Origin of the sequence: Sphingomonas sp. RB1R13 (genome assembly GCF_036663775.1) — a bacterium.
Lineage (GTDB): Bacteria > Pseudomonadota > Alphaproteobacteria > Sphingomonadales > Sphingomonadaceae > Sphingomicrobium.
Genome location: NZ_JAXOJM010000002.1, coordinates 207,626 through 232,827 on the forward strand (window position 1 = coordinate 207,626; position 25,202 = coordinate 232,827).

Annotated in this window: 30 protein-coding genes and 1 other RNA gene; 13 read left to right on the forward strand and 18 right to left on the reverse strand. The window is 65.2% G+C overall.

Features of this window, described 5'->3' with window-relative positions; all coding sequences use genetic code 11:
• Nucleotides 1-77: 77 nt before the first annotated feature.
• A complete protein-coding gene (locus U1700_RS07185) occupies nt 78-884 on the forward strand; it encodes a TIGR01459 family HAD-type hydrolase (RefSeq protein WP_332751495.1) in 807 nt (268 codons plus the stop codon).
• On the opposite strand, the gene U1700_RS07190 is transcribed toward U1700_RS07185, so the two are convergent.
• The gene (locus U1700_RS07190) at nt 881-2,917 is read right to left on the reverse strand and encodes an elongation factor G (RefSeq protein ID WP_332751497.1); all 2,037 of its coding nucleotides are present in this window, start codon (nt 2,915-2,917) and stop codon (nt 881-883) included. The two genes, U1700_RS07185 and U1700_RS07190, sit on opposite strands and share 4 nt — an antisense overlap.
• 183 nt (nt 2,918-3,100) lie before the next feature.
• On the opposite strand from U1700_RS07190, the gene U1700_RS07195 reads away from it, so the two are divergent.
• Nucleotides 3,101-4,426 carry a YihY/virulence factor BrkB family protein gene (locus tag U1700_RS07195; protein WP_332751499.1) on the forward strand — a complete coding sequence of 442 codons (1,326 nt, stop codon included), beginning with the start codon at nt 3,101-3,103 and terminating at the stop codon, nt 4,424-4,426.
• On the opposite strand, the gene rpoH is transcribed toward U1700_RS07195, so the two are convergent.
• Both rpoH and U1700_RS07205 read right to left on the reverse strand, forming a co-directional pair.
• Complete coding sequence (gene rpoH / locus U1700_RS07200; RefSeq protein ID WP_332751501.1) at nt 4,423-5,334, reverse strand: RNA polymerase sigma factor RpoH; 912 nt, start codon at nt 5,332-5,334, stop codon at nt 4,423-4,425. The genes U1700_RS07195 and rpoH overlap by 4 nt on opposite strands.
• 48 nt (nt 5,335-5,382) lie before the next feature.
• On the reverse strand, nt 5,383-6,336 hold the full coding sequence (locus tag U1700_RS07205; RefSeq protein ID WP_332751503.1) for an RluA family pseudouridine synthase: 954 nt from the start codon (nt 6,334-6,336) through the stop codon (nt 5,383-5,385).
• 113 nt (nt 6,337-6,449) lie between these two features.
• Between U1700_RS07205 and U1700_RS07210 the strand changes: the two genes are divergently transcribed.
• The 9 genes from U1700_RS07210 (at nt 6,450) to U1700_RS07250 (ending at nt 14,091) form a co-directional block, all read left to right on the forward strand.
• The gene (locus U1700_RS07210; protein WP_332751505.1) at nt 6,450-7,085 is read left to right on the forward strand and encodes a histidine phosphotransferase family protein; all 636 of its coding nucleotides are present in this window, start codon (nt 6,450-6,452) and stop codon (nt 7,083-7,085) included.
• 70 nt (nt 7,086-7,155) lie between these two features.
• Entirely contained in the window at nt 7,156-9,486 is a 2,331-nt protein-coding gene (locus U1700_RS07215; RefSeq protein WP_332751507.1) for a chemotaxis protein CheA, read from the forward strand.
• Complete coding sequence (locus U1700_RS07220; protein WP_332751509.1) at nt 9,483-9,932, forward strand: chemotaxis protein CheW; 450 nt, start codon at nt 9,483-9,485, stop codon at nt 9,930-9,932. Before U1700_RS07215 ends, U1700_RS07220 begins: the two co-directional genes overlap by 4 nt.
• A 58-nt stretch (nt 9,933-9,990) precedes the next feature.
• Nucleotides 9,991-10,356, forward strand: coding sequence for a response regulator (locus U1700_RS07225; protein ID WP_332751511.1), 366 nt, complete (start codon nt 9,991-9,993; stop codon nt 10,354-10,356).
• 53 nt (nt 10,357-10,409) lie between these two features.
• Nucleotides 10,410-11,465, forward strand: a complete 1,056-nt coding sequence (cheB, locus tag U1700_RS07230) for a chemotaxis-specific protein-glutamate methyltransferase CheB (protein WP_332751513.1) — start codon at nt 10,410-10,412, stop codon at nt 11,463-11,465.
• 3 nt (nt 11,466-11,468) lie between these two features.
• A complete protein-coding gene (locus tag U1700_RS07235) occupies nt 11,469-12,332 on the forward strand; it encodes a CheR family methyltransferase (RefSeq protein WP_332751515.1) in 864 nt (287 codons plus the stop codon).
• A 34-nt stretch (nt 12,333-12,366) separates the two neighbouring features.
• Complete coding sequence (locus U1700_RS07240; protein ID WP_332751516.1) at nt 12,367-13,047, forward strand: N-acetylmuramoyl-L-alanine amidase; 681 nt, start codon at nt 12,367-12,369, stop codon at nt 13,045-13,047.
• A 15-nt stretch (nt 13,048-13,062) separates the two neighbouring features.
• Nucleotides 13,063-13,440: RNase P RNA component class A (gene rnpB, locus U1700_RS07245), an RNA gene on the forward strand.
• Between the two features lie 105 nt (nt 13,441-13,545).
• The gene (locus U1700_RS07250; protein ID WP_332751518.1) at nt 13,546-14,091 is read left to right on the forward strand and encodes a J domain-containing protein; all 546 of its coding nucleotides are present in this window, start codon (nt 13,546-13,548) and stop codon (nt 14,089-14,091) included.
• 136 nt (nt 14,092-14,227) lie between these two features.
• Here U1700_RS07250 and U1700_RS07255 read toward each other — a convergent pair whose 3' ends face one another.
• From U1700_RS07255 to pspA, 8 genes are read right to left on the reverse strand one after another with little or no spacing between them, the layout of a single operon-like run.
• A complete protein-coding gene (locus U1700_RS07255; protein ID WP_332751519.1) occupies nt 14,228-14,692 on the reverse strand; it encodes a PaaI family thioesterase in 465 nt (154 codons plus the stop codon).
• Complete coding sequence (locus tag U1700_RS07260) at nt 14,689-15,102, reverse strand: SufE family protein (RefSeq protein WP_332752257.1); 414 nt, start codon at nt 15,100-15,102, stop codon at nt 14,689-14,691. The genes U1700_RS07255 and U1700_RS07260 overlap by 4 nt, the downstream gene beginning before the upstream one ends.
• A 26-nt stretch (nt 15,103-15,128) precedes the next feature.
• Nucleotides 15,129-15,398: a hypothetical protein gene (locus U1700_RS07265; protein WP_332751520.1), complete on the reverse strand. Its 270-nt coding sequence runs from the start codon at nt 15,396-15,398 to the stop codon at nt 15,129-15,131.
• Entirely contained in the window at nt 15,395-15,673 is a 279-nt protein-coding gene (locus tag U1700_RS07270; protein ID WP_332751522.1) for a hypothetical protein, read from the reverse strand. The genes U1700_RS07265 and U1700_RS07270 overlap by 4 nt, the downstream gene beginning before the upstream one ends.
• Before the next feature lie 18 nt (nt 15,674-15,691).
• Entirely contained in the window at nt 15,692-15,976 is a 285-nt protein-coding gene (locus U1700_RS07275) for a hypothetical protein (RefSeq protein WP_332751524.1), read from the reverse strand.
• Nucleotides 15,977-16,032: 56 nt separating this feature from the next.
• Entirely contained in the window at nt 16,033-16,419 is a 387-nt protein-coding gene (gene pspC / locus U1700_RS07280) for an envelope stress response membrane protein PspC (protein WP_332751526.1), read from the reverse strand.
• Between the two features lie 2 nt (nt 16,420-16,421).
• On the reverse strand, nt 16,422-16,694 hold the full coding sequence (gene pspB, locus U1700_RS07285) for an envelope stress response membrane protein PspB (protein ID WP_332751528.1): 273 nt from the start codon (nt 16,692-16,694) through the stop codon (nt 16,422-16,424).
• The gene (gene pspA / locus U1700_RS07290) at nt 16,695-17,363 is read right to left on the reverse strand and encodes a phage shock protein PspA (RefSeq protein WP_332751530.1); all 669 of its coding nucleotides are present in this window, start codon (nt 17,361-17,363) and stop codon (nt 16,695-16,697) included.
• A 166-nt stretch (nt 17,364-17,529) separates the two neighbouring features.
• Here pspA and pspF point away from each other — a divergent pair, with 166 nt between their 5' ends.
• Complete coding sequence (pspF, locus tag U1700_RS07295) at nt 17,530-18,591, forward strand: phage shock protein operon transcriptional activator (protein WP_332751531.1); 1,062 nt, start codon at nt 17,530-17,532, stop codon at nt 18,589-18,591.
• 34 nt (nt 18,592-18,625) lie between these two features.
• On the opposite strand, the gene U1700_RS07300 is transcribed toward pspF, so the two are convergent.
• A complete protein-coding gene (locus U1700_RS07300; protein ID WP_332751532.1) occupies nt 18,626-19,195 on the reverse strand; it encodes a urate hydroxylase PuuD in 570 nt (189 codons plus the stop codon).
• A gap of 158 nt (nt 19,196-19,353) precedes the next feature.
• Between U1700_RS07300 and U1700_RS07305 the strand changes: the two genes are divergently transcribed.
• The gene (locus U1700_RS07305; protein ID WP_332751534.1) at nt 19,354-19,977 is read left to right on the forward strand and encodes a superoxide dismutase; all 624 of its coding nucleotides are present in this window, start codon (nt 19,354-19,356) and stop codon (nt 19,975-19,977) included.
• 5 nt (nt 19,978-19,982) lie between these two features.
• On the opposite strand, the gene U1700_RS07310 is transcribed toward U1700_RS07305, so the two are convergent.
• From U1700_RS07310 to dapF, 6 genes are read right to left on the reverse strand one after another with little or no spacing between them, the layout of a single operon-like run.
• Nucleotides 19,983-20,744 carry an ABC transporter permease gene (locus U1700_RS07310; protein ID WP_332751536.1) on the reverse strand — a complete coding sequence of 254 codons (762 nt, stop codon included), beginning with the start codon at nt 20,742-20,744 and terminating at the stop codon, nt 19,983-19,985.
• Entirely contained in the window at nt 20,741-21,703 is a 963-nt protein-coding gene (locus U1700_RS07315; RefSeq protein WP_332751538.1) for an ABC transporter ATP-binding protein, read from the reverse strand. Before U1700_RS07315 ends, U1700_RS07310 begins: the two co-directional genes overlap by 4 nt.
• Nucleotides 21,700-22,308, reverse strand: a complete 609-nt coding sequence (locus tag U1700_RS07320; RefSeq protein ID WP_332751539.1) for an inner membrane-spanning protein YciB — start codon at nt 22,306-22,308, stop codon at nt 21,700-21,702. Before U1700_RS07320 ends, U1700_RS07315 begins: the two co-directional genes overlap by 4 nt.
• A complete protein-coding gene (gene ftsY, locus U1700_RS07325; protein ID WP_332751540.1) occupies nt 22,305-23,219 on the reverse strand; it encodes a signal recognition particle-docking protein FtsY in 915 nt (304 codons plus the stop codon). The genes U1700_RS07320 and ftsY overlap by 4 nt, the downstream gene beginning before the upstream one ends.
• Nucleotides 23,216-24,352: a MiaB/RimO family radical SAM methylthiotransferase gene (locus U1700_RS07330; RefSeq protein ID WP_332751542.1), complete on the reverse strand. Its 1,137-nt coding sequence runs from the start codon at nt 24,350-24,352 to the stop codon at nt 23,216-23,218. Before U1700_RS07330 ends, ftsY begins: the two co-directional genes overlap by 4 nt.
• Nucleotides 24,349-25,161, reverse strand: a complete 813-nt coding sequence (dapF, locus tag U1700_RS07335) for a diaminopimelate epimerase (protein ID WP_443025919.1) — start codon at nt 25,159-25,161, stop codon at nt 24,349-24,351. The genes U1700_RS07330 and dapF overlap by 4 nt, the downstream gene beginning before the upstream one ends.
• Nucleotides 25,162-25,202 lie beyond the last annotated feature (41 nt).

Consider the following 25,202-nt stretch of genomic DNA (forward strand, 5'->3'; position numbering starts at 1 on the left):
CGTTGCGCCGAACGAAGCCGCTGCGCGCGGCTGCGTCAAGCTTTGCGGCGCGGGGACGCTTGGGCTAGCGCGCGGCAATGAACGAGTTTGACCTTGCCGCGATCGACGCACGCTATTCGACCCTGCTGTGTGACATCTGGGGGGTGCTCCATGACGGCGCGGCGCTGTTCGACGGGGTCGAGGCGCGGTTGCTGCAGTGGGCGGGAGAGGGGCGGTGGATCGTCCTGATTAGTAATGCGCCGCGAACGGCGGCGACGGTGCAGGGACAATTGGACGCGCTGGCGCTTTCGCGGCGGGCCTATCACGCGATCACGACCGGGGGCGAGGCGGGGATATCGGCGCTGCTCAAGCTGAGGGCGCCGGTTGGGTTGATCGGCACGCGGGGGGACCGGGATGATCTGGAGCGTGCTGGGTTGGTGATCGCCGCCGAGGGCTATCGCGACCTGGCGTGCACCGGGCTCGACGAGGCGCGCGACAGGGTGGCGGATTATGCCGGGCAATTGGAGCAGCTTGCGGCGGCGGGGGTGCGGTTGCATTGCCTTAATCCCGACCGGGTGGTGATCGTCGCGGGCCAAGCGGAAGTGTGCGCCGGGGCGCTAGCCGATGCCTATGAGGCGATGGGCGGCGAGGCATGCTGGTATGGCAAGCCTTATCCGGCGATTTACGATCATGCGCTCGAGCTGGCGGGGAACCCGGCGCGCGAGACGGTGCTAGCGATCGGCGACGGGTTGGTGACCGACGTGATCGGGGCGGCGCGGAACGGGCTCGACTGCCTCTATGTCACAGGCGGGATAAGCCGTGGCGAGGGGGTCCCGGTCGACTTTGCCGAGACGCACGGGCTCGGCGACTGGCGACCGGTTGGGGTGGTTTCGACGATCGGCTAGGCGTGTTCCGGGATTTCGCCGTTGGTGATTCTGTCTGCCAGCGGGCCGTTGAGTTCGGCGAGATGGTCATATTCAGCTTCGTAGGTCGCCAGGCCATGGCTGAGCGAGCGCAATTCGGCCTCAAGCCCGGTCAGTTCACTGGTCGGGATGAGCGCGTCGATGCGGTCCCATCCGTCCCAGCCCGAGCGCGGGGCGAGCCCGACCATCTGGCCGCGCCGACTGGCGACTGCCGAGCTGGCCTTGCTCGCCGCGCTGGCCGGCGTGACGATCGTCAGCCGGTGGACGGGTTCGAGCAAGTGCGACGCAGCCTCGGCCAGCGCCTCGTTCATTGCCAGGCGGCCGGCCATGCGGAAGGCGAGTTCGGACGAATCGACGCTGTGGTAGCTGCCGTCGGTGAGGGTCACGGCGACGTCGACCACGGGGAAGCCGAGTGGGCCGCGGGCGAGGGCTTCACGGACGCCCTGTTCGACCGCAGGGATATATTGTTTGGGCACCGCGCCGCCGCTGATCCGGTCGTCGAAACGGAAGCCTTCGCCGCGGGCGAGGGGTTTGACCTCGATCACGACATCGCCGAACTGGCCGTGCCCGCCCGACTGTTTCTTGTGGCGGCCGTGGTGGGTAACCGAGCGGCGGATCGATTCGCGATAGGGAATGGCGGGGGCGCGGGCAGTGACGTCGACCCCGTAGCGGCGTTTCAGCCGGGCGAGGACGGTGCGGAGGTGCTCGTCGTTGACCCCGCGAAGGCGCATTTCATGGCCGTCCTGTTCGAGCGCGAGGCTGGGGTCTTCCTCGAGCAGGCGCGACAGGCCGGTCGAGAGCCGGACGTCGTCCTTGCGGTCGGTGGGTTCGATGGCGAGTGCGCAGTTGCGCGGAGGCTCGTCGAGGATCAGCGGCGAAGGGATGGGACCGGTCGAGAGCCAGTCGCCGGGCTTGATCCCGTCGACCTTGGCGATGGCAATGAGGTCGCCGCAGCGAGCGTCGGCGATCTTGGCGGTCTTGTCGCCTTGGACCGAGAAGAGCGCACCGAGCCGGGCGCGGCCTCCCCAGGAGGCGTTCATCTCGGCGCCTTCGGAGATATCGCGGCCGAGCAGGCGGGCGAGGACGAGTCGGCCGACCGCGCCGCCGTGGCTGACCTTGAAGGCAAACAGCGAGGGGGCGATGACGTCGAGCCGGCGCGCGGTCTGGGCTGGGGCGGGGGCTTCGTGGCGCAGGGCCTTGAGGAGGCGGCGGATGCCCCAGCCGCTGGTGGCCGAGCCGAACAGCAACGAGACCGCGAGATTATCGCCGGTTTCGCGGGTCAGATCGGCGAAGATGGTGGCGGGCTCGGGGATCTGGTCGGACAGCAGGGCTTCGAGCAGACTGTCGTCATGGTCGGCGAGATGTTCGAGTAGCTGAGTGCGGGCTTCTGCCTCGCGCCCTGCGACCTCGGCGGGGATAGCGATCCGCGAGGAGGGTTTGCCGGGCTCATAGTGGAAGGCGCGTTCGAGCGCGACGTCGACGAAGCCGGTAACCTTGTCGACGTCCCTGATCGGGATCTGGCGGGCGATGAGCGGGGAGACGCTCATCGGCTGGAGGGCTTCGAGCAGTTCGGTGATGCGTCCGCGCGCCTGGTCGATGCGGTTAACGAAGACGAGGTGCGGGATGCCCTGCTCGTCGAGCAGGCGCAGCGCGGGGGCGGCGAGCGCGGCGCGTGCGGGATCGGGATCGACCACGACGATGGCGAGGTCGGCGACCGCGACGGCGCGAAGGGCGTCGGCGGCGAACCCGACCGATCCGGGCGAGTCGATAATTCCGAAGCGCTGGCCGAGATAGGTGAAATGCATGAGGTTGAGCTCGGTCGAGCCACCGCGAGCGCGGGCTTCGGGGCTGGCATCGCCGACGGTGGCGCCGGGCGCACCGTGGCGGTCGATGGTGCCGCTGGCGAAGAGCAACGCTTCGGCGAGGCTGGTCTTGCCTGCCCCGGCCGGACCGACCAGGGCGATCACTCGAGTGCCGTTGATGGTGTTGTTGATGTCGCGAGTTGCGCCGGGCATGCGATTCTCCTCTCGTCCGGGTGGCGGGCGTTCGGGCGCATGAAGCGTCCGTGGCGCGCTTCTTGGGAGGGAGGCTCGGCCAGTTGCGGGCGAATGGCAAGGGGCGGCGGAACGGGCTGCGGCGGGCGGGGTTGGAACGGTGACAAGGCGTTGTGGCGCAATGATTTTGGGGAATTTCAGCAATTGACCAGCATCGCCGATCACCAGCGCGCCACGGGCGGCGCCGAACGCGGACGCCAGGCCGACTCGCCGGCGCAAATGCCGGTGCTTGGGTGGAAAGAGATTTTCCTTCGGACGTTCAGGGAAAGCGGCAAGGATAATATCGCGCTGGTCGCGGCGGGAGTGGCGTTCTACGCCTTCCTGGCGATCGTGCCGCTGATGGGGGCGACGGTGCTGACCTATGGCTTCATCGCCAGCCCCGAGACAGTGATCGGCAACATGCGATCGCTGATGACGATCGCACCCCCCGATATTGCCCAGACGATCGGTGACATGCTGCTCAATGTCGTCAAAAGTTCGGGCAACAAGAAGGGGTTGGGCATTTTCGTGGCGCTGGCGGTGGCGCTGTGGGGGGCGCGCAATGCGGCCGGATCGATCATGATCGCGCTCAACATCTCGTACGAGGAGGAGGAGGCGCGGGGGTTCGTGACGCGGACGCTGGTGGCGCTGGCGATGACGCTGGGACTGGTCGTGCTGGCACTGGCCGCGATCGCGGCGATGGGGGCGCTGCGCTATCTCCAGACGCTGTGGCCAGGGAGTTCGGATACGGCGGTTATGCTGGGAAGAATCGTGTCTTATCCAACGCTTGGCATTGGCGCGGCGGCGGCGGCGGCGACCATCTATCGCTATGGCCCGTCACGCCAGCAGGCCAAGTGGAGCTGGCTGACGCCGGGGTCGATCTTTTCGGCGGTGGGGTGGCTGCTGACGACGGTCGGGTTCGGGCTGTATGTGACGCGCTTCGCCAATTACAACGCCACCTATGGGTCGATCGGGGGGATCGTCGCGCTGCTGACGTGGATTTATTTATCGAGCTATATCTTTCTGTTCGGCGCTGAACTTAATAGCGAAGTTGAACATCAGACGGCGAAGGACACGACCCGCGGCGGGGCCAAGCCTTTGGGGTCGCGCGGGGCGTGGTCGGCCGATCATGTCGCCGACGGGGCCGAGGATGAAGGGGTCGAGGCGGAAGGGCGTAAAGCCTCGCCGATGGCCGACGACAAGGGGACGGAGGGCGTGGCCGAAGGCAAATCCGTGGAGACTGTGGAGACGGTGGCGTTCAACAATGCACCGGTGCAAGTGAACGCTAAACACCCCTTTGTGACGTCCAGAATGACAAGCGTCGCATCCCAGATTGTCGGATCACCGAAGATCGGGATGATGTCGTCGATCCTGTCGACTGTGGGCCTTTCGTTGCTGCGCAAGCGAGGGAAGGCGCGGGTCGGGGCGACCTTACTGCTGACCGCCGCCGGGCTCGCGCTACTCAAACGCGTGCCCGACCCGGAGGATTAAGCGGCGGCGGGCAAGAGGCGCTGGTCGGTGGCGAGGCGGATGAGGCCGGCTTGCAGCTTCTCGAAAGCGCGGACTTCGATCTGCCGAATGCGTTCGCGGCTAACGCCGAAGACCTGACTGAGGTCCTCGAGGGTTTTGGGCTCGTCGACTAAGCGGCGTTCGGTGAGGATCGTGCGCTCGCGCTCGTTGAGGCCGTCCATTGCCTGAAGAAGGAGGTCGTGGCGGACCTGCTTTTCCTCGCTCTCGGCGAGAATCTCGTCCTGCAGCGGGTCGGCACTGACAAGAAAATCCTGCCATTGCGCCTCGCCGCCCTCGTCGCCCTTGAGCGGGGCGTTGAGCGAGGTATCGCCGCCCATCCCCATGCGGCGGTTCATCGAGATAACTTCGTCCTCGGTCACGCCGAGGTCGGTCGCGATCTTGGTGACGTGGGCGGGCTTCATGTCGCCGTCTTCGAACGCCTCGATCTGGTTCTTCATCCGGCGAAGGTTGAAGAACAGCTTTTTCTGGGCGGCGGTGGTGCCGATCTTGACGAGGCTCCACGAGCGCAGGATGAATTCCTGGATCGAGGCACGGATCCACCACATGGCATAGGTGGCGAGGCGGAATCCGCGATCGGGCTCGAACTTCTTCACGCCCTGCATCAGGCCGATATTGCCCTCCGAAATAAGTTCGGAAACGGGCAGGCCGTAGCCGCGATAGCCCATGGCGATCTTGGCAACGAGTCGCAGGTGCGAATTGACCAGTTTGGCTGCCGCATCAGTGTCGCCCTGTTCGCTCCAGCGTTTGGCAAGCATGAACTCTTCCTCGGGAGCGAGGATCGGGAACTTCTTGATTTCACTAAGATATCGGTTGAGACCGGCTTCGCCCCCCGAAGCGGGGATCGACAGTACACCCTTCGACTTAGCCATTCTTCACTCCCTGGCCAGCGCAACGCGTCTGCACCGGCGGTTGATCTTCTATACGACAAGGCGGCTGAATAGTTGCTGCATATCCGATGGAAGGGCGCTGTCGAACGACAGACGGCCTTTCGTTACGGGATGGATGAATCCAATGCGGGCGGCGTGAAGCGCTTGGCGCGCAAACTCCAGTTCAGCCAATAACGCACGATGGTGGCGTGCCGATCCGCCATAAACGGGATCGCCGAGCAAAGGGTGAGCAATTGACGCCATATGGACGCGGACCTGGTGCGTGCGACCGGTTTCGAGCCGACACTCGACCAGCGCAGCGTCGCGCAGGGGTTCGAGCCGGGTCCAGTGTGTGACCGCGCGCTTGCCGCGCCCGGGCGAGACGATCGCCATCTTCTTGCGATTGGTCGAGGAGCGAGCGAGCGGGGCGTCGACGCTTCCCTTGGGCAGGCGGGGGATGCCGTTGACGATGGCGAGGTAGCGGCGCTCGATCGAGTGGTCGGCGAATTGGCGGGCGAGACCTTCGTGGGCGACGTCGGTCTTGGCGACGACGAGCAGCCCGGACGTATCCTTGTCGATGCGGTGGACGATGCCGGGGCGCGCCACTCCGCCGATCCCCGACAGGCTGCCGTGGCAATGGTGGAGAAGCGCGTTGACCAGCGTGCCGTCGAGATTGCCCGCGGCGGGGTGAACGACGAGTCCGGCAGGCTTGTCGATGACCAGGAGATGCTCGTCCTCATAGGCGATGACGAGGGGGATATCCTGCGCCTCGTTATGCGCGGGGCGGGGGTCTGGGACGGTGAGGGTATATTGCTCGTGCCCGCGAACTTTCGTGGCCGGGTCGCGGACTAGGCCGTCAGTGCCTTCAAGAGCGCCCGAGCTGACGAGGGATTTGAGCCGTTCGCGCGAGATGGTCGGGAGGGTCGCGGCGAGGGCGCGGTCGAGGCGCCAGCCGGCATGGGCGGCGTCCAGTGAGATGGGATGGATATGTTGCCCCCCGGCCATGTTGTGAATCTGGGAAGGACGGTTGAGCATTTCAATGGCGCGCTTGCACCCTGCTGCGTGCGTTTCAGATGCCGCGCTTGCGCGAGGCAGCGCGGTGCCCCATTGAATCGCGCATGGATGCTGTTGAACTCGCCAGCCTGCTCTGCTCTCGCTTGTGCCACGATCTGCTGTCGCCGATCGGCGCGCTCAACAACGGGGTCGAGTTGCTCGCGGACGAGACCGATCCCGATATGCGCGAGCGGTGCATGGAATTGCTTGCCGACAGCGCCCGGGCAAGCGCGAACAAGCTGAAATTCTTCCGACTGGCGTTTGGAGCGGCGGGTGGTTTTGGCGAGGACATCGACACGCGCGAAGCCAAATCGGCGATCGAGGGGCTGTATGGCCCTGAGAAGCGCATCGAGCTTGGCTGGATGGTGGCGGGCGACCGGCTGCCCAAGTCGGCGGTCAAATTGCTGCTCAACCTGGCGATGCTGGCGGGCGACGCGCTGGTCCGTGGGGGAACGCTCGATATCGGCGCCGAGCAGCGCGAGGGCGAGGTTGAAGTGGTCATTCGCGCCGAAGGGCCGCGCATCCTGCTCGATCCGTCGCTGCGCGCGGCGCTGACGGGGGCCGGCACGGGGACAATCGAGGCGCGCGCGGCGGGGGCGTGGCTGGCGCACCGGCTGGCGAGCGATGCCGGGGGATCGGTGCGATTGAGCGATGCCGCCGAGCCGGTGCTGCTGATCGGGGCGACGCTGCCGACGGCGTAGGGGACCGTAGGGCTAACGCCGCGTTAACACCTCCTCCTCCATAACCCCACCTGACAACAGGTGGGTGAGCATGGACGATCTGATTGCCGACTTTACCGCCGAATGCCGCGAAATGCTCGAAGCGCTGGGCGGGGAAATCGTTGCGTGGGAAGCCCAGCCTGACGACCGCGCACGGCTGGATTCCATTTTCCGCTTCGTCCACACGGTGAAGGGCAATTGTGGATTTTTCGAATTCCCCCGGCTCGAGGCGCTGAGCCACGCCGCCGAGGATGCGCTGGCCGATGTGCGCGCCGGGCGGCGAGTGCCCGATGGGGCGCTGGTCAGCGCGGTGCTGGCAGTGATCGACCGGATCGGCGACATGGTCGCGACGATCGAGGCCGGAGAAAAAATTTCCGACGGTGATGACAGCGGGCTTATCGAGGCGCTGCAGCCCGGTGCCGAGGGACCGGCGACCCCGGTTGCGGCGGCGATGGTCGACGGCAAGGCAAGTGCTGCGCCGCGGACGATCCGCCTGTCGGTGGAATTGCTGGATCGCGTGATGAGCGGCGTGTCGGACATGGTGCTGGCGCGCAACGAATTGGCGCGGCGGTTGAGGGAGTCGAGCGGCGACGTGGTCGTCGACGGGGCGTTCGAACGCCTGTCGGGGATCATCGCCGACATGCGCGACGCGATCACGCGGACGCGAATGCAGCGGGTGGAGAATTTGTTCGTCGCTTTGCCGCGCGTGGTGCGCGACCTGTCGGCCGAACTGGGCAAGCAGATCCTCGTCGATATCGATGGCGGCGATGTCGAGCTGGATCGCGAGATGATCGAGATGATCCGCGATCCTCTGACTCATATCATCCGCAACGCGGTCGACCATGGCATCGAGACGCCGGGAGAACGTTTGAAGGCGGGCAAGCGCGAGATCGGGCTGCTGTCGGTGTCGGCGCGGCAATCGGGCAACCAGATCTTGATCGACATCGTCGACGACGGGCGCGGGATCGACGGGGCGGCACTGGTCGAGAAGGCAGTCGCATCAGGCACGCTGACGGCTGAAGCTGCCGCCGCCATGACGTCGCGGGAGCGGTTGGAGCTAATCTTCGAGGCGGGACTGTCGACGGCATCCCAAGTGACCGCGATTTCGGGGCGCGGGGTGGGGATGGATGTTGTCCGGTCGAATATCGAGCGGATCGGCGGGACGGTCGAAATCGACAGCAAGCCCGGCGGAGGGACGCGGTTGACGTTGCGCGTGCCGCTGACGCTGACGATCATCCCGGCGCTGACGGTTTCGATCGGCAACCAGCATTTCGCCATTCCCAGAAGCGCAATCGAGGAAATCGTCCGCGCCAACGGCAGTTCGGTTACGCTTGACCGGGTCGGCGGGGCCGGGGTCGCGACGATCCGCGGACGGCGTGTGCCCGAAGTGGCGCTGGCCGATATCCTGCATCTGGCGAGCGATGTCGCCGACGCCGACCGGACGCTGGTGGTGCTGAGGCCGGCAGGGGGCGATGTCTATGCGCTGGCGGTCGACAGGATTCATGATCATGAAGAACTGGTGGTCAAACCCGCCGCCCCGGCGGTGATGGCAACCGGGCTCTATGCGGGGACGACGCTGGCCGACGACGGCAGCCCGATCCTGTTGTTCGATCCGGCGGGGCTGGCGCTGCAGGGCGGTATTCGGGTCGAGGCGCAGGAGCGCGCGGCGCGGCTGGCGCAGGCGGCGCCGCAACCCAAGGTGCGCGAGATGCCGGTGCTGTTGTTCCGGTCGATGGGCGGCACGCGGCGCGCGCTGCGGCTGGGCGTAGTCGACCGGATCGAGGAAGTACCGGCCGAGACGATCCGCTTTGCCGCGGGGCAGCTGCGGGTTCAGATCGGCGAGATCATCCTGCCGCTGGCCGGGGTCGAAGACCCTGCCACGCTGGCGGGCAAGGTCAAATTGCTGCGACTGAGCGACGGCGCGAGCGAGATGGCTTATGCCGTGTCCGAAGTGATCGACCTGACCGGGCTGGTCGAGGAGGTTATTCCGGCGGCAACGAGTGGGCTAATCGCAGGCGTTGCCCTTATCGGCGGAGAGCCAGCCGAGTTGCTCGACGCGCACTGGCTGTTCGCCAATCACGCCGACGGGACCGGGCGACGCGGCGAACCGGCGGTGTGCCGCCTGGCATCGGACGATCCGTGGCTGCAGAACATGCTTCGCCCGATCGTCGAGGCGGCGGGGTATCGCGTGGTCGACGAGAGTGCCGAGGGGCACGCCGATTTGACGATTGCCTTTGCGGGGCAAGCAGCGGCGCCAAAGGACGGGCAGACGATCTGGCTGCGCAGCGAGCCTGACGCTGCGGAGACGACCGACACGATTTATCGCTATGACCGCGACGGGCTGCTCGCCGCGCTCAGCCGGGTTGCGGGAGGAAAAGCATGAACCATCTGCTGCTGCTCGTGACGATTGCGGGCAACCGCGTCGCGCTTCTGGCGTCGGAAGTCGAGGCGGTGGTCGAGCTCGACACGCTGATCCCGGTGCCGCGTGCCGCGCCGCATATCGCCGGGCTGTCGGCACTGCGCAGCCGGGTGCTGACGGTGATCGACTGCAAGCGCTCGCTCGACCTTGGCGAAACCATGCGGGGGGACGGGCCACAGGAAGCGGTCGTGGTCGACCATGACGGGCATCATTATGCGCTGGAAGTCGACACGGTCGAGGATGTGATTGATTCGATCGGCGAGCCGACGCCGATCCGCGCTGCGCTTGGACCAGGCTGGGAGCGGATCGCGCTGGGGCTGGTCGAGACCGACGCCGGGCCGCTGCTGCTGGTCGATATCGCGGGACTGATCGCAGGCCCCGAACAACGCAATGTTGCGGCGGCTGCTTAAGCACTTCGTTACCCTTCGCGGTTAGACCGACGGGACAGGATTGCAGGAAGAAGAGTCCATGAAGACTTGTTTGATTGTCGACGACTCCAAGGTGATCCGGAAAGTGGCTCGCCACATATTGGAAACGCTGGAGTTTCAGGTCGAGGAAGCGGGGGACGGGCGCGAAGCGCTGACCCGTTGCGAGGAATCAATGCCCGATGTCGTGCTGCTCGACTGGAACATGCCGGTCATGAGCGGGATGGAGTTTCTGAAACTCCTTCGCCAGCGCGGACATGAAGACCAGCCCAAAGTAGTGTTCTGCACGACCGAGAACGACATGGCGCACATTCGCGCCGCGCTCGAGGCGGGCGCCGACGAATATGTGATGAAGCCGTTCGACCGCGAAACGCTGCACATCAAGCTGCAACTCGTCGGCGTCGCGTAATCACGGTGAAGCTGGCGCTTGCCTCTTCGCCCGCGGGAAGCGGTGCTTCCCCTGTGACGCGTCCGATCCGGTTGATGGTCGTCGATGATTCGATGGTGGCACGCGCAGTGCTGTCGCGAATGATCGAGGCCGACGGGCATTTCGACATTGTCGGGGTGGCAGGCACCGCCGAGGACGCGATCGTCGCGTTGGCCCATGTCGAGGTCGATATCGTGCTGCTCGACCTGGAAATGCCGGGGGTCGGCGGACTGAAGTCGATCCCGCGGATACTGGAAGCGGCGCCGGGCGCCCGGGTGATGGTGGTGTCGTCGGTCGCAGAAGATGGCGCCGAGGAAACCGTTGCGGCGCTAGCGCTGGGTGCGGCGGATACGCTGCCCAAGCCGGGCACGGGGCGATTCAACGGGCGCTTTTCCGAAGTGCTGATCGCTCGGTTGCTGGCACTGGGCCGCGCCGAGCGGGGCGTCAGGGGACCGCGCGCGTCGTTCGCGACGGCGGCCGAAAGCCATCATAAATTGCGGACGATGTCGGCCGAGCCGCTGACGCTGCTCGCGCTGGGGGCGTCGACCGGGGGTATCCATGCGCTGGGGACGTTACTGGCCGCGCTGCCGCCAGCGATCGGGGTGCCGATCCTGGTGACGCAGCATTTGCCGCCGGCCTTCATGACCGTGTTCGCGCGCCAGCTGGGCGTGGTCGCCAAGCGGCCGGCGGTCGTCGCCGAGGACGGCATGAAACTCACCCCCGACATGCTGTTCATCGCCCCGGGAGACGCGCATCTGACGGTGTCGGAAGAGCGCGGCGAGCGGCTCGTTCGACTGGTCCACTTCCCTGCCGCAAGCGGGTGCATGCCCTCGGTCGACCCGATGCTGGCATCGGTCGGCGCGGTTGCCGGACGACGCGGGCTGGGCATCGTACTGACCGGGATGGGCCGCGACGGGGTCGAGGGCGCGGCCAAGATGGTCGCCTGTGGCGGATCGGTGCTGGCGCAGGACGAAGCCAGTTCGGCGGTGTGGGGAATGCCGCGCGCGATCGCCGAGGCCGGGCTTGCCGCCGCGGTCCTGCCGCCCGACCAGCTCGCCCGCCGGGTCATCTCGCGCATCGGCGAGCATTAGGACGTGCAGGTTAGCGACAGCTCATGCCGGATCCTTGCCGGCCTTCTTGAAGCGCGTACGGGGCAACAGCTGACCAGCAGTCGGCGGTGGCGAATCGAAACCGCGCTGGCGGGAATCCTGCGCGAGCGGGGGATCGCGACGATCGACGAGCTGATTACTCGGCTGGTGATGGGCAGCGAGCCCGGGCTGGTTTCTTGCGTGGTCGAGGCGTTGCTCAACAACGAGACGTACTTCTTTCGCGATCGCAATCCGTTCGACTTGCTGAGCGTTGAGGCGCTGCCGATGCTGGCGACGCGGCGGGCAAGCACGCGGCGCTTGCGCATCTGGTCGGCGGGATGCTCGACGGGCCAGGAAGCCTATTCATTGGCGATGCTGTTTGCCGAAGAGCCGGCGAAGTGGGCCGGCTGGTCGATCGACATATTGGCTACCGACGTGTCGACGCAGGTCATCGACCGGGCGCGGACCGGGACCTATACCCAGTTCGAGGTGCAGCGCGGGCTCGGCATCCAGCAGATGATGCGCTGGTTCAGCGAAGGCGACGATGGCTGGCGGATCGCCGAGCCACTGCGCCGCAACGTGCGCTTCCAGGTGCATAATATATTGGAGCCGGTGCCGTCGCCGGGGCAATTCGATATCGTCCTCTGCCGCAATGTCCTGCTCTACCTCAGCGCCGAGCGGCGGCGGCAGGCGTTTGACCGGCTGGCGGCGGCAATGGCGCCCGATGCATGGCTGATGCTGGGCGCGGGCGAGACGGTGATCGGGCAGACCGAGAGACTGGAGGCGGACCGCGAACGGCGCGGATTATACCAGCTAGCGAACCCCGCAGCCGAGCGGATCGCGGCACGGGTTGCCGTACGGGGGACTTGACCGCGAGCGACGGCCATGCGCGAAACCTTGCGTCATGGACATGATCGATACGCCTTCGCCCAACTTCAACGACCGGTTGTTGCCGGTGTCGATGATCGTGCTTCACTACACCGGCATGGTCGATGCCGTTGCCGCGATTGCCAGGCTGACCTCCCCCGATGCCGGCGTGTCGTGCCACTATCTGGTCGCCGAGGACGGACAGGTGGTGCGGATGGTCGACGAGGCAAAGCGCGCCTGGCACGCCGGGAACAGCTATTGGCGGGGGATCACCGACGTCAATTCGGCGAGCGTTGGGATCGAGATCGTCAACCCGGGGCATGAGTTCGGCTATCGGCCTTTTCCCGACGAGCAGATTGCGGCGCTGATCCCGCTGGTGTCGTCGATCAAGGATCGTCACGGGATCGGGCGCGGCAATGTGGTCGGCCACTCGGACGTCGCCCCGACGCGCAAGGAGGATCCGGGGGAGCTGTTCCCGTGGGAAGTGCTGGCACGACGGCGGCTGGCCCTGCCGAGCCCGACCCGCGACCTGATGGACCCGTTCTGGACCGACGCCGGATTTCTGCTGGCGCTGGAGCGGTTCGGTTATTCGGTCGCCGAGCCTCAAAAGGCGGTGATTGCCTTCCAGCGGCGCTTTCGCCCCGACCGGATCGACGGGATCATCGACGGTGAGTGCCGGGCCAAGCTGCTGTCGCTGTTGCTGCCGCGCCCGCAATAGGTCATATCACGGCCACCAGGCGGCCGGGCGACCGCGGCCTTCCGCAAGGAAGGGCGAGGAAAGTCCGGGCTCCACGAAAAAACGGTGCCGGGTAACGCCCGGCGGGCTCATTTTCGGATGGGTTCAGGGAAAGTGCCACAGAAAGCAATCCGCCGGCCTTCGGGCCGGTAAGGGCGAAAGGGTGCGGCAAGAGCGCACCGCGTCCCCGGCAACGGGGGCGGCACGGCAAACCCCACCGGGTGCAAGACCGAATAGGGGTGGCGTTTGGGCTTTTTCGGCTCGTCACCCGGGTTGGTCGCTTGAGCGGCGGAGCAATCCGTCGCCTAGAGGAATGGTCGCCCAGGTGCCCGCGAGGGCGCTGGACAGAACCCGGCTTACAGGCCGCCTGGTGTTTGAATTTTTTGTCATTGCGAGCGAAGCGAAGCAAACCACCTGTTAAACCACTGGGTTGCTTCGCTACGCTCGCAATGACGCGTTCAACGGATTAGAGTGGGTGTGATGGCCAAGGCAACACGATCAGACAATTGGGGGTTTCCCCGCTGGAGCAGCTACGGCGCGAAGAGCACCGCAGCGACGCGGATCCGGCTGTGCGATCGCGAGGGGTGCAGCTCGGCGGGCGACCGGCCCGCGCCCAAGGCGCCCAACATGCCCGACCGCTGGTATTTCTGCGAGCCGCACGCCGCCGAATATAACAAGGGCTGGAATTATTTTGCCGGGCTCAGCGCCGAGGAAGCCGCGCGCCAGCAGGCCGAGGCCGAAGGCGGCCCCGAATATCGCCGATCGGCGCATTATCAATGGGCGGGATCGGGCGACGGTTCGCGCAGCCAGGACGAAATGCGCGCGCTGGACGTCCTCGAGCTCGACCCGGATGCCGATGCGGCGACGGTCAAGGCGGCGTTCCGACGGATGGCCAAGGAAAATCATCCTGACGTCAATGCCGGGGACAAGGATGCGGCGACGCGCTTCCAGCAGATCCAGGCGTCGTACGACGTGCTGCGCAAGGCCGACGAGCGGCGCAACGCAGTCGCTAACGCGACGATCTAGAGTCTGTTTCAGTTGAACGGTACCGGCCCGCACCCCCACCCGGCCAACCCATAAGATACACTGACTGGGTTGGCCGGGTGGGGGTGCGGGCCGGTGCCGACTCAGCTTGGCTGAAACAGACTCTAGCTACGGCCCCCTAGCTACGTGTCGTCATGAAGGTCATGGCCGAGCGCGCGATTGGATCCTGGATGTCGCCGACGTGGGCGATGCCCTCGACGAAGGCGATCGAGCGGGTGATCTTGAGGCAGCGGCAGCGGACAATGACGGTCTCGCCCTTGAGCGCGGGGCGCATATAGTCGATCCTCAGGTCGAGCGTCGCCATCGGGCGGAACATGCCGCGCTTGATCCAGATCGAGACGCCGGCGGCCAGGTCGATCAGGCTGACGATCGCGCCGCTGGCGAGCAGGCCGGTGTCGGACACGCCGACCAGCTCGGGACGCCATGGCATCTCGACCTCGACCCAATCCTCGCCATGGGCGAGATAGGCGATGCCGAGTTCACCGCCATGGCCGTAGCTGGCAAGCAGGTTAAAAAAGCCGACCGGGTCGAAGCTGCCGTCGGATCGGCTGGCCCTGGCCGGGCGATCCGGATCTTCGCTCATGCCAGCCGCAGTGCGGTTTCGCGGACGAGAGCGATCATGTTGGGGAGGCCCTGGGTGCGGCTGGAGCTCAATTCGCGGGCGAGGTCGAACGGGGCGAGGGTGGCCGCGATATCGGTCTCGGCAACGTCGCGCGGGGCCCGATCCTGAACTCCGGCGAGTACCAGCGCGACGATCCCCTTGGTGATGGCGGCATTGCTGTCGGCGAGGAAGTGGAGCGAGCCGTCGCCATTCTGGGTGGGGTAGACCCACACCGAGGCGGAGCAGCCACGCACCTTGGTCGCGTCGGTCTTGAGCGCGTCGGGCATGACTTCGAGCTTGCGGCCGAGCTCGATCAGCAGCCGGTAGCGATCCTCGCTGTCGAGAAACTCATATTCCTCGGCGAGGTCGGCCAGCGGGGGGAGGGGGGACACGGTCACCGCGCCCGCCTACCGCTGCCTCAGCGGTCGCGCAATTGGTCGATCTCGCGCGCGAGGCTATTTTCCTTTTCGACGGCGATCCGCTCGAGCACCTGGATGCGGCTCTTGAGCTGCTGGACCTCGTCGCGCAGGCGGCGGTTGTCAGCGCTGTCATCGCGGTCGCCACGGTCGGGGGTGACGTCGAGGAAGCGATCGTCGCGGGCGCTACGGCGTTCGAGCATGCGTTGATTCATCATCTTGCCGACGACGGCGAGCACGACAATGATCAGGATGACTTCGACCATATTCATCGCGTGAGTGTATCCTGTTCAATACGGCTGGAATCACGCAACGCCTCGATTTGCGTCGCCGTGTCGATGCCGCGATCGGTGGCGATCTTCTCGAGAACGCGGACGCGCTGTTCGAGCCGTTCGACGTGCGACGCATATTGCGCGCTCTTCTCGGCAGTGAGGTTGGTCTGCGCCATCAACTGACGCTCCTTGACCTTTATCCACATCTTGAACGGCGCAATACCGATTGCGGCAAGCGGGATCAGGACCCAGATCCAGCTGGCGATATCATTCATGAGAAACGACTCCTGAGGCTAGTTGATGTCACCCTGCACACTCAGCCGCGGTGCGCGCAAGGCCTCGATTTGCGCAGCCGTATCGACCCCGCGATCGGTGACAATCCGCTCGATCGTCGCAAGCCGGTCCTTGACCAGACCGAGCTCGGCCCGCAGGTCGGCGTTCTCAGTCTCTAGCCGCTTAGTCAAAGGATCATCCTTTACGACCGAGCCGCCCCATTCCCCTTCGACAGGGTACCCGTGGCGGGCACGAATTGCGGTGGTGATGATCCATCCCACCGTCGACATGGCGATGATTGCCAAGACGAAAACAGGCCCTCCAAAATCCATGATTATCCCTTTGATGGTGACGATTGCGCCTAGCGCAACTGCTCGATTTCCTGGGCCAGGCTGCGGTTTTCGGTAGTGACGAAATATTCGATGTCGGCCAGGCGGCGGTCGATGTCGCGCATCGTGCTGCGGATCTCGCGCGCGCTCTGGGTCGGTGAGGCGCGGACGCCCTGCCAGAAGCGGCGCTCATCCTTACTGTCCGAGGCGATCTCGCGTGGCTCGTCGGACGCGATCCATCCGGCGACGAAATAGATTGGAATGAGCGCGCCGGCGCCGATGAAGATCGACACGATAAGACCGATCCGGACGAGGTTGACGTCAAGCCCGGTATAGTTGGCGATCCCGGCACAGACGCCCATGACTTTCTTGTTGCGCTTGTCGAGGTAGAAGCGGGTCCGGCTTGGCGGCTGGGCCATGATCAATCCTCCCCGCTGAGCAGGCGCTGGCGAGCACTGGTCTCGGGCAGGCATTGCTGTTTCCAGTTGGGGTTCTCGGCGGTCATGATGCGCTCGATCGAGCAAAGGCGATCGTCCATGCGACGAGCGGCGTCGTAAAGTTCGTCGAGCAATTTCTCGTCGCCGCCGGTGAGCTTGGCCGAGGTCTTCCATTTGGTGATGTAATGGAACACGAGCCACGGCAGCCCGAGGAACAATATGCCACAGACCACAATCGGAATGAGTACGTCGTCCACTTAATTCCCCTTTGATTTCAGTGCGGCCTTCATGGCCTCCAGTTCGGCGTCGACGCTGTCGCTGGAGCGAAGGTCGGCAATTTCTTCTTCGAGGCTCTTGGGCCCGGTCAGGCCGAGCGCATCGGCGCGGCCTTCGGCAAAGTCGGCACGCCGCTCAAGGACATCGAAGCGCGAGAAGGCGTCCTCAGTGCGATTGCCGCTGACCATTTCGCGGGCCTTGGCGCGAGTGACCGCGCTTTCGATCCGCGACGAGATGGCGTTCTGGCGAGCGCGGGCTTCGCGCAATTTGCCCTGCAGCTTGGCAATGTCGGCTTCATAGGATTTGAGCGTGTCGTCGATCAGCTTGATCTCGTCGCGCAGGCCAAGCGCCATGTCGGCCGCCTTCTGGCGCTCGCCGAGGGCGGCGCGGGCAAGGTCCTCACGATCCTTTGACAAGGCGAGTTCGGCCTTTTCGGTCCAGCTTGCCTGAAGCTCGTCGAGCCGGCTGATGGCGCGGCGCATTTCCTTGCCGTCGGCGATCGAGCGCGCCGCCGAGGCCCGGACCTCGACCAGCGTTTCCTCCATTTCAAGGATGATCATGCGAATCATGCGCGCCGGATCTTCGGCGCGGTCGAGCAGCTCGGTCATGTTGGCTGCAACGATGTCCCGCGTGCGGGAAAAAATGCCCATTCAACGCTCCGTGTCCAAAAGTTCAGGCGCCAGTACGCAAATGTCTTTGCAGCGACCGTGCCACTTTTATATAAATGGCGGCACACCGCGATAATAGCCAATTTTCGACCAACGGCGGTGTGAAAATCCTTGCTAGGTGGTGGGATTTGCCACCACATATTGGCGCATGGAGCGAAGCAATCAGTTTGTCGGGCAAAGCCTCGCCTTTCTCGATGCGGTCGAGCGCGCGAGCCGCGCCGCGCCGCTCAACCGCCCGGTGCTGGTGATCGGCGAACGCGGGACAGGCAAGGAGTTGATCGCCGAGCGGCTGCACCATCTGTCGTCGCGCTGGGCAGGGCCGCTGGTGACGATGAACTGCGCCGCGCTGCCCGAAACGCTGATCGAGGCAGAACTGTTCGGGCATGAGGCGGGGAGTTTTACCGGCGCGGCGAAGACCCGTCACGGCAGGTTCGAGGAGGCCGACGGAGGGACGCTGTTCCTCGACGAGCTGGCGACGCTGTCGTCCCCGGCGCAGGACCGGCTGCTGCGCGCGGTCGAATATGGCGAGGTCACGCGGATCGGGGCGTCGAAGCCGATCCGGGTCGACGTGCGGATCGTGGCGGCGACCAACGAGCATCTGCCGCGGATGGTTGACGAGGGGCGGTTCCGGGCGGATTTGCTCGACCGACTGTCGTTCGAGGTGATCACGCTGCCGCCGTTGCGGGTGCGCCTGGGCGATATCTCGCTGCTCGCTGATCATTTCGCCAGGCGGATGGCCGCCGAACTGGAGTGGCCGCAATGGCCGGGGTTCAGCACGCGCGCGGTGGCGGCACTGGAGGCTTATAACTGGCCGGGCAATGTGCGGGAATTACGCAACGTCGTCGAGCGCGCGGTCTATCGCGCCGAGGATCCCGAGCGCGAGGTCGATGCGATCCAGTTCGATCCATTTCATTCGCCATGGGCCCCTGCCGACAGCGCCAGTGCCGCGCCCGACGACGATCCCGAGCCGCAGCCGGGGCGGGATACGGGGTTTTCCGCGCCGGTCGCGGTTTCGGCTCCGGTGCTGCCCGCGTCGACCGATGATTTGCGAAGTGCGGTCAATGCCTATGAGCGGTCGTTGCTGGAGGAGGCACTTTCGCGCAACCGCTTCAATCAGCGCGCAACGGCGACCGCGCTTGGGCTAAGCTATGACCAGCTGCGCCACGCGATGAAGCGCCATAAATTGCATGAAGGCGAGGCCGCCGCCTGAGCGACGGCCCCGGTCTGCGTCGGGCCGTTTCGGTTCAGGCCGCAGCCGACTGGAACGTCGTCATCGCATAAAGCATCGGGATCGACAGCAGAGTGTTAACCCGGCTGGTCAGCATCGCGGTGCGGGCCGACTTGGCCTTCGATGCATCGTCGGCGTCCACCAGCCCGAGCGCGCGTTTCTGATTGGGCCAGATGATGAACCACACGTTGAACGCCATGATCAGGCCGAGCCACATGCCAATGCCGATCAGGCGGAAGCCGGGCTGGAACGAGAAGGCTTCGTGCATATAGCCCATTGCCCAGGCCAGCAGCAGTCCGGCGAGCACGGTGAAGGCAGCGCCCCAGCGAAAGAAGAACAAAGCCTCAGGCGCGATGAACTTCGATACGCCGCCTTTCAGATCGGCGGGGATTTTGGGCATCGTCGGAATCTGCACGAAATTGAAATAATAGAGGAGGCCGATCCACACGATCCCGAAAAAGACGTGAACCCAGCGGATGATCAGCGCGAAGGTCGCCACTTCCGCATGGAAGGTCGCGCTCAGGATGATCGCGGCAAGCAGGCCGAGGCCGAGCGTGACGTAGAGATTTTCGAGCAATTTGCCCATGTGAGCCCCCTTGGCGTTGTGCGCCGTCCCCGGCGCTTCGACTGCTCGTTACGGCCTCGTCACGGCGCAAGGCAAGCTTTTGTCGGTAGGGCGACGCATCCCATGTCGGAGTTGATCGTTGACCGCGGACATTGCCCCTTCGTGACGAGGACCAGACGATGCCCTTTACCCTTCCCGAACTCCCCTATGCCAAGGACGCCCTCGTGCCGCACATGTCGGCCGAAACCTTCGATTATCATCATGGCAAGCATCACAAGGCCTATGTCGACAAGACCAACGGCATGCTGGGCGAGAAGGGGCTCGAGGGGGCGTCGCTAGTCGAAGTGATCAAGGCGGCGTCTGACAAGGGCGACAAGGGGCTGTTCAACAATTCGGCCCAGATCTGGAACCATAGTTTCTTCTGGCAATGCCTTGCGCCGGCCGCATCGACCAAGCCGTCGGGCAGGCTGGCCGAGATGATCGCCAGCGATTTCGGCGACCACGCCACGCTGCTCGAGAAATTGGCGACCGAGGCGACCAATCATTTCGCGAGCGGTTGGGGCTGGCTGGTGCTTAATAACGGCAGGCTCGAAGTGACGTCATTGCACGATGCCGACACACCCGTCGCGCATGACATGACCCCGCTGCTGACGCTCGATGTGTGGGAACATGCCTATTATATCGACTATCGCAACGAGCGTCCGCGGTTTTTGAAGACCGTGCTCGACAATATCATCAACTGGGATTTCGTCGCGCAGAACCTCGACGGGCAGGGCGCGGGCAGGGCCGACCAGAAAAGCTGACGCGCCTATTTCTTCAGGCGGAAACCGGTCCGGAAGATCCAGCTCGTCGCGATCAGGCTGAAGCCGATGATCGCGGCGAGCATGGCGATGCTCGACCAGACGGGCACGTCGGCGTGGCTGTAGAAGGTCCAGCGAAAGCCGCTGACGAGATAGACGACGGGGTTGAACAGGGTAACCGTGCGCCACGGCTCGGCCAGCGTGGTGACCGAGTAGAAGGCGCCGCCGAGAAATGTCAGCGGGGTGATGATCAGCATCGGCACGATCTGCAGCTGTTCGAAGCTTTGCGCCCATATGCCGATGAGGAAGCCCAATAGGCAGAAGGCGGTACATATGGCGACGAGGAAGCCCAGCATCGCGATCGGGTGATCGACATGGACGGGGACGAAGATCGTCGCGGTGGCAAGGGTGACGAGAGCGAGGACAAGGCTCTTGGTCGCCGCCGCGCCGACGTAGGCGAGGACGGTCTCAAGGCTGGAGATGGGAGCTGAGAGCAGTTCGTAGATCGTGCCGCTAAACTTCGGAAAATAAATGCCGAAGCTGGCATTGAAGATCGACTGCATGAACACCGACAGCAAGGTCAGGCCGGGGACGATGAAGCTGCCAAAACCGACCCCCTGCATCGCCGACATCCGCCCGCCGAGCGCCGATCCGAACACCACGAAATAAAGCGCGGTGGTGATGACCGGGGCGACAAGGCTTTGCCACAGAGTGCGCTGCGCGCGGGCCATTTCGAAGCGATAGATGGCGGCGACGCCGTGCCAATTCATGCCGTTGCTCCGGTGTTTTTGGCAGCGCTGGCGCCGTCATGGACGAGGTTCACGAAAATTTCCTCGAGGCTCGACTGATGGGTCGAGAGGTCCTTGTAGCCGATACCCAGCTCGCCCAGCCGGCGCATGAGGCCGGCAATTCCGGTTCGTTCGGCGTGGCGGTCGAACGAGTAGGCGAGGGTGCGGCCATCGTCGGCGAGGGTTGGCGACCATTCGGCGAGCTCGGCAGGGACGGCGGCGAGGGGCTCGGCGAGCGTCACCTTCAGCGTCTTCTTGCCGAGGCGGGCCATCAGCGCCGCCTTGTCCTCGACCGCGATCAGCTCACCGCGCGCGATGACACCGACACGATCGGCCATTTCCTCGGCCTCCTCGATGTAGTGCGTCGTGAGGATGATCGTAGTGCCATCGTCGCGCAGGTGGCGGACAAGGTCCCACATGTCGCGGCGAAGCTCGACGTCGACCCCGGCCGAGGGTTCGTCGAGAAACAGGATGCGGGGTTCGTGGCTCAGCGCCTTGGCGATCATTACCCGGCGTTTCATGCCGCCGGACAATTCCATCATCTTGGTGCCGCGCTTGTCCCATAAGGTCAGGCGCTTGAGCAGCGCTTCGATCTTGGCGTCATCGCGCGGCTTGCCATAGAGTCCTCGGCTGAAGCTGACCGTCGACCAGACGGTTTCAAAGGCGTCGGTGGTCAGTTCCTGGGGGACGAGGCCAATCATCGTGCGGGCGTGGCGATAGTCGCGGGCATGGTCACGGCCGTCGACCAGCACGGTGCCGCCGGTCGCGGTGACAATCCCGCAGACGATCGAGATGAGCGTGGTCTTGCCCGCGCCATTGGGGCCAAGCAGGGCGAGGATCTCGCCACGGCGAATGTCGAGGTCGACCGACTTCAGCGCCTCGGTGCCGCTGGCATAGGCTTTGCGAAGCCCGCGGATCGATAGGATCGGGTCAGCGGTCATTCGACGGGCGGCGGGGCGGGGGTTCCGGCCTCGACCTCAAGGCCGTGTTTCAGCAGCATCGGCATGTTAGCGATTCCGAACAGGAGGGAGAGACCGGTAACGCCCCACACTTTGACGGTCAGCCAGGTGTCGAAGCTCAAGTTGCGGCGGAGCAGTTCGTTGGCGATGGCGAGGGCGAGGAAATAAAGTCCCCAGTTACGCGAGAGGAGGAGCCAGCCCGGGGTCTGGAGCCCAGGAAAGGCATAGCCGAGCAAGGGGCGCAGCAGCGGCTTGCCGAGCAGGACGCCGCCGAGCAGCAGCCCGCCGAGTGCGGTGTAGATGACGGTCGGCTTGATCTGGATGAACTTGGGGTCGTGGAGGTAGAGCGTCACCGCGCCAAAGCCGAGGATGAGGATCGCCGACAGCCACAGCATTGGCGAGACGCGGCGGAAGAGAATCAGCCCGACGATGATCGCGACGACGATCGCGACCATGAAGACGGCAGTGCCGGTGAACACGCCGGCAACCTTGTAAGCGATGAAAAAGGCCAGCAGCGGTCCAAAGTCGATCGCGAAATTAGCCCAGCCGGGGGCCTTTGGCTTGGTCTGGAGCTTCACATCGGTCATTCGGATAATCCGGCAATGGCGCGCGCAACGGCGCGAGGGTCGAACGGGCGAAGATCCTCGATGCCCTCGCCGACGCCGATGGCATGGATCGGCAGCCCAAACTTTTCAGCCGCGGCGACGAGGATCCCGCCGCGCGCGGTGCCGTCAAGCTTGGTCATGACGAGCCCGGTAACCCCGGCGAGGTCGCGGAACACCTCAATCTGGTTGAGCGCATTCTGCCCGGTGGTCGCGTCGAGGACCAGGATGACGTCGTGCGGTGCCTCAGGGTTGAGGCGGCCGAGGACGCGGCGGATCTTGGACAGCTCCTCCATCAGATGGGTCTTGTTCTGGAGCCGGCCGGCGGTGTCGACGATCAGCGCGTCGATCCCCGTCGCGGTCGCCTGCTTGACCCCGTCATAGACGATGCCCGCCGCGTCGCCGCCCTCCTTGCCCAAGATGACGGGAGCGCCGATGCGGTCACCCCAGATCTTGAGCTGCTCGATCGCGGCGGCGCGGAACGTGTCCCCGGCGGCGAGCATCACGCCATAATCCTGCTCCTTGAGCAGGTGACCAAGCTTGCCGATGGTGGTGGTCTTGCCCGATCCGTTGACGCCGATAACGAGGATGACATGGGGGCGGGGGAAGCCCCACACGTCAAGCGGCTTGGCGACGGGAGCGAGGATGGCCTCGATTTCCTCGGCAAGGATTGTGCGCAGTCCGCGCTCGTCGAGCTGCTCGAAACGCCGCGCGCCGATGGCTTCGCGGATCCGCTTCGATGCGGCGGGGCCGAGGTCGGAGGCGATCAGCGCTTCTTCGATATCGTCGAGCGTCGCGGTGTCGAGCGCGGACTTCGACGCGAGGCCGGTCAGGTTTTCGCCGAGGCGATCGGCAGTTTTCTTGAAGCCGCCGGTCAGGCGGTCGAGCCAGCTCATGCAAAAATCCCGATCAGATGGTCCGGCGTCCGGCCGGTGATGTGAGCCGGCCCGGCGTCGCCGCGGGCCGATCCCGCTATATAGACAGGGGCGAACTGGTCGCTATGCCCGCGCTCGCGATTTTCGATGAGCACGGGGAGGGCGGTTCCGACGAGGCTGTCGAGCCACGCCGAGCGGCGCGTGGCGGCATGGTTGCGAAGCCGGGCGGCACGGGCCTTGATCGTCTCGCTCTCGCATTGCGGCATTCGCGCGGCCGGGGTGTCGGGGCGCGGCGAGAATGGAAAGACATGCGCGGCGATGATGTCGCAATCATCGAGCAGGCGGAGCGAATTGAGCGCCATTTCCTCGGTCTCGGTCGGAAATCCGGCGATGAGGTCGGCGCCGATCGTGGCGTCGGGGCGAGCAGTCTTGATCGCGTTGACGGTCCGGGTTGCGTCGGCGCGGCTGTGACGGCGGAGCATTCGCTTGAGGATGAGGTCGTCGCCGGCCTGGAGCGACAAGTGGAAGTGCGGCATCAATCGGGGCTCCCCAGCAATCAGCTCCATCAGCGCGCCGTCAATCTCGATGCTGTCGAGCGAGGAGAGGCGCAGGCGGGGCAGGGCGGGGAGGTCGGCGAGAAGACGCTGGCACAGGGCGCCGAAACTGGGCTCGTAACTGGTAAGGTCGACCCCGGTGAGGACGATTTCGCGGGCGCCGGCATCGAGTTCGCGGGTGACGGCGTCACGGACGGCTTCATAGGGGAGGGACCGGCTCGGGCCCCGCGCGCGCCAGATGGTGCAAAAGGTGCAGCGATGGTCGCACCCGGTCTGGACCGCGACGAAGCTGCGCACGCGGCCACGATAGCCTGCAGCGACGGTCGGCGGGGCGGTGAAGTCACGGATCTCGACCGCATCAACCTCGGGCATGGCGCGGTAGGCGTCGGGGGAAAGTTGTGCCGCGCAGCCGGTGACGACGATCCGCGCATCGGGCCGGTCGCGGCGGGCGCGGCGGATCGCCTGGCGGGTCTGGCGCTCGGCTTCGGCGGTCACGGCGCAGCTGTTGATGATGGTGACGTTTCCGGTCGTGGTTCGCTTGAGCAATTCGCTTTCGGCAAAGTTCAGGCGGCAGCCGAGCGTGATCGTCTCGACCGTCATGCCCCCGATCCGGAAAGGCTCGATCCGGAAAGGAGCGCGTCGAGGTCGATCTCGCCCGAGAAGACATGGGCCGCGGGGCCGGTCATGCGGATCTTTTCGCCCGGGGCCCAGGCGATGACGAGGTCGCCACCCTTCATGTGGACGGTGACGGGAGATCGCGCACGCCGCGCCATGATCGCCGCGACGGCGGTGGCGCAGGCGCCGGTGCCGCATGCCTCGGTCAGGCCTGCGCCGCGCTCGAAGGTGCGCAGGGCTATGCTTCCATCTGCCTGCACCACAGCAAGGTTGACGTTGATGCGCTCGGGAAAGGCCGGGTCATGCTCGATGACCGGGCCGAGGATCGCCAGCCGCTCCTCGTCGATCACGTCGACGAAGAAGACGAGGTGGGGATTGCCGATATTGACTGCGGCGGGGGAACCAAGCTCGTCCCAGCCCATCGGCAAGGCGGCAGTATCCATTGGATAAGCGAGCGGAATGTCGGCCCAGTCGGTTCTTGGTGGCTCGAGGGTCACTTCGACGCTGGTTCCATCGACCATGCCGTGAAGGATGCCGCCATCTGTCTCGATCGTCTCGGCCCCGGTCAGCGCGACGATGCAGCGCGTGGCATTGCCGCACGCCTCGGCCGGGGAACCGTCGGCGTTGGCGATCTCCAGCCGCAGGTCGGCCACGTTCGAGGCACGGAGCAGGATCAATTGGTCATAGCCGATGCCGCGGTGACGATCGGCCAGCGCGCGGGCGAGCGGCGCGGTCATGACGACCGGTTGTTCCCTCGCGTCGATGACGAGGAAATCATTGCCGAGCCCATGCATCTTGTCGAACCGGTGGAGCACAGCTTGGCGCTTAGGCACCG

Coding starts and splice junctions, on each gene's coding strand:
- U1700_RS07185 (WP_332751495.1), top strand. CDS start 78: ATGAACGAGTTTGACCTTGCCGCGATCGACGCACGCTATTCGACCCTG.
- U1700_RS07190 (WP_332751497.1), bottom strand. CDS start 2,917: ATGCCCGGCGCAACTCGCGACATCAACAACACCATCAACGGCACTCGA.
- rpoH (WP_332751501.1), bottom strand. CDS start 5,334: ATGGCTAAGTCGAAGGGTGTACTGTCGATCCCCGCTTCGGGGGGCGAA.
- U1700_RS07205 (WP_332751503.1), bottom strand. CDS start 6,336: ATGGCCGGGGGGCAACATATCCATCCCATCTCACTGGACGCCGCCCAT.
- U1700_RS07210 (WP_332751505.1), top strand. CDS start 6,450: ATGGATGCTGTTGAACTCGCCAGCCTGCTCTGCTCTCGCTTGTGCCAC.
- U1700_RS07215 (WP_332751507.1), top strand. CDS start 7,156: ATGGACGATCTGATTGCCGACTTTACCGCCGAATGCCGCGAAATGCTC.
- U1700_RS07220 (WP_332751509.1), top strand. CDS start 9,483: ATGAACCATCTGCTGCTGCTCGTGACGATTGCGGGCAACCGCGTCGCG.
- U1700_RS07225 (WP_332751511.1), top strand. CDS start 9,991: ATGAAGACTTGTTTGATTGTCGACGACTCCAAGGTGATCCGGAAAGTG.
- U1700_RS07240 (WP_332751516.1), top strand. CDS start 12,367: ATGGACATGATCGATACGCCTTCGCCCAACTTCAACGACCGGTTGTTG.
- U1700_RS07250 (WP_332751518.1), top strand. CDS start 13,546: ATGGCCAAGGCAACACGATCAGACAATTGGGGGTTTCCCCGCTGGAGC.
- U1700_RS07255 (WP_332751519.1), bottom strand. CDS start 14,692: ATGAGCGAAGATCCGGATCGCCCGGCCAGGGCCAGCCGATCCGACGGC.
- U1700_RS07265 (WP_332751520.1), bottom strand. CDS start 15,398: ATGAATATGGTCGAAGTCATCCTGATCATTGTCGTGCTCGCCGTCGTC.
- U1700_RS07270 (WP_332751522.1), bottom strand. CDS start 15,673: ATGAATGATATCGCCAGCTGGATCTGGGTCCTGATCCCGCTTGCCGCA.
- pspC (WP_332751526.1), bottom strand. CDS start 16,419: ATGGCCCAGCCGCCAAGCCGGACCCGCTTCTACCTCGACAAGCGCAAC.
- pspA (WP_332751530.1), bottom strand. CDS start 17,363: ATGGGCATTTTTTCCCGCACGCGGGACATCGTTGCAGCCAACATGACC.
- pspF (WP_332751531.1), top strand. CDS start 17,530: ATGGAGCGAAGCAATCAGTTTGTCGGGCAAAGCCTCGCCTTTCTCGAT.
- U1700_RS07300 (WP_332751532.1), bottom strand. CDS start 19,195: ATGGGCAAATTGCTCGAAAATCTCTACGTCACGCTCGGCCTCGGCCTG.
- U1700_RS07305 (WP_332751534.1), top strand. CDS start 19,354: ATGCCCTTTACCCTTCCCGAACTCCCCTATGCCAAGGACGCCCTCGTG.
- U1700_RS07310 (WP_332751536.1), bottom strand. CDS start 20,744: ATGAATTGGCACGGCGTCGCCGCCATCTATCGCTTCGAAATGGCCCGC.
- U1700_RS07315 (WP_332751538.1), bottom strand. CDS start 21,703: ATGACCGCTGACCCGATCCTATCGATCCGCGGGCTTCGCAAAGCCTAT.
- U1700_RS07320 (WP_332751539.1), bottom strand. CDS start 22,308: ATGACCGATGTGAAGCTCCAGACCAAGCCAAAGGCCCCCGGCTGGGCT.
- ftsY (WP_332751540.1), bottom strand. CDS start 23,219: ATGAGCTGGCTCGACCGCCTGACCGGCGGCTTCAAGAAAACTGCCGAT.
- U1700_RS07330 (WP_332751542.1), bottom strand. CDS start 24,352: ATGACGGTCGAGACGATCACGCTCGGCTGCCGCCTGAACTTTGCCGAA.
- dapF (WP_443025919.1), bottom strand. CDS start 25,161: ATGCATGGGCTCGGCAATGATTTCCTCGTCATCGACGCGAGGGAACAA.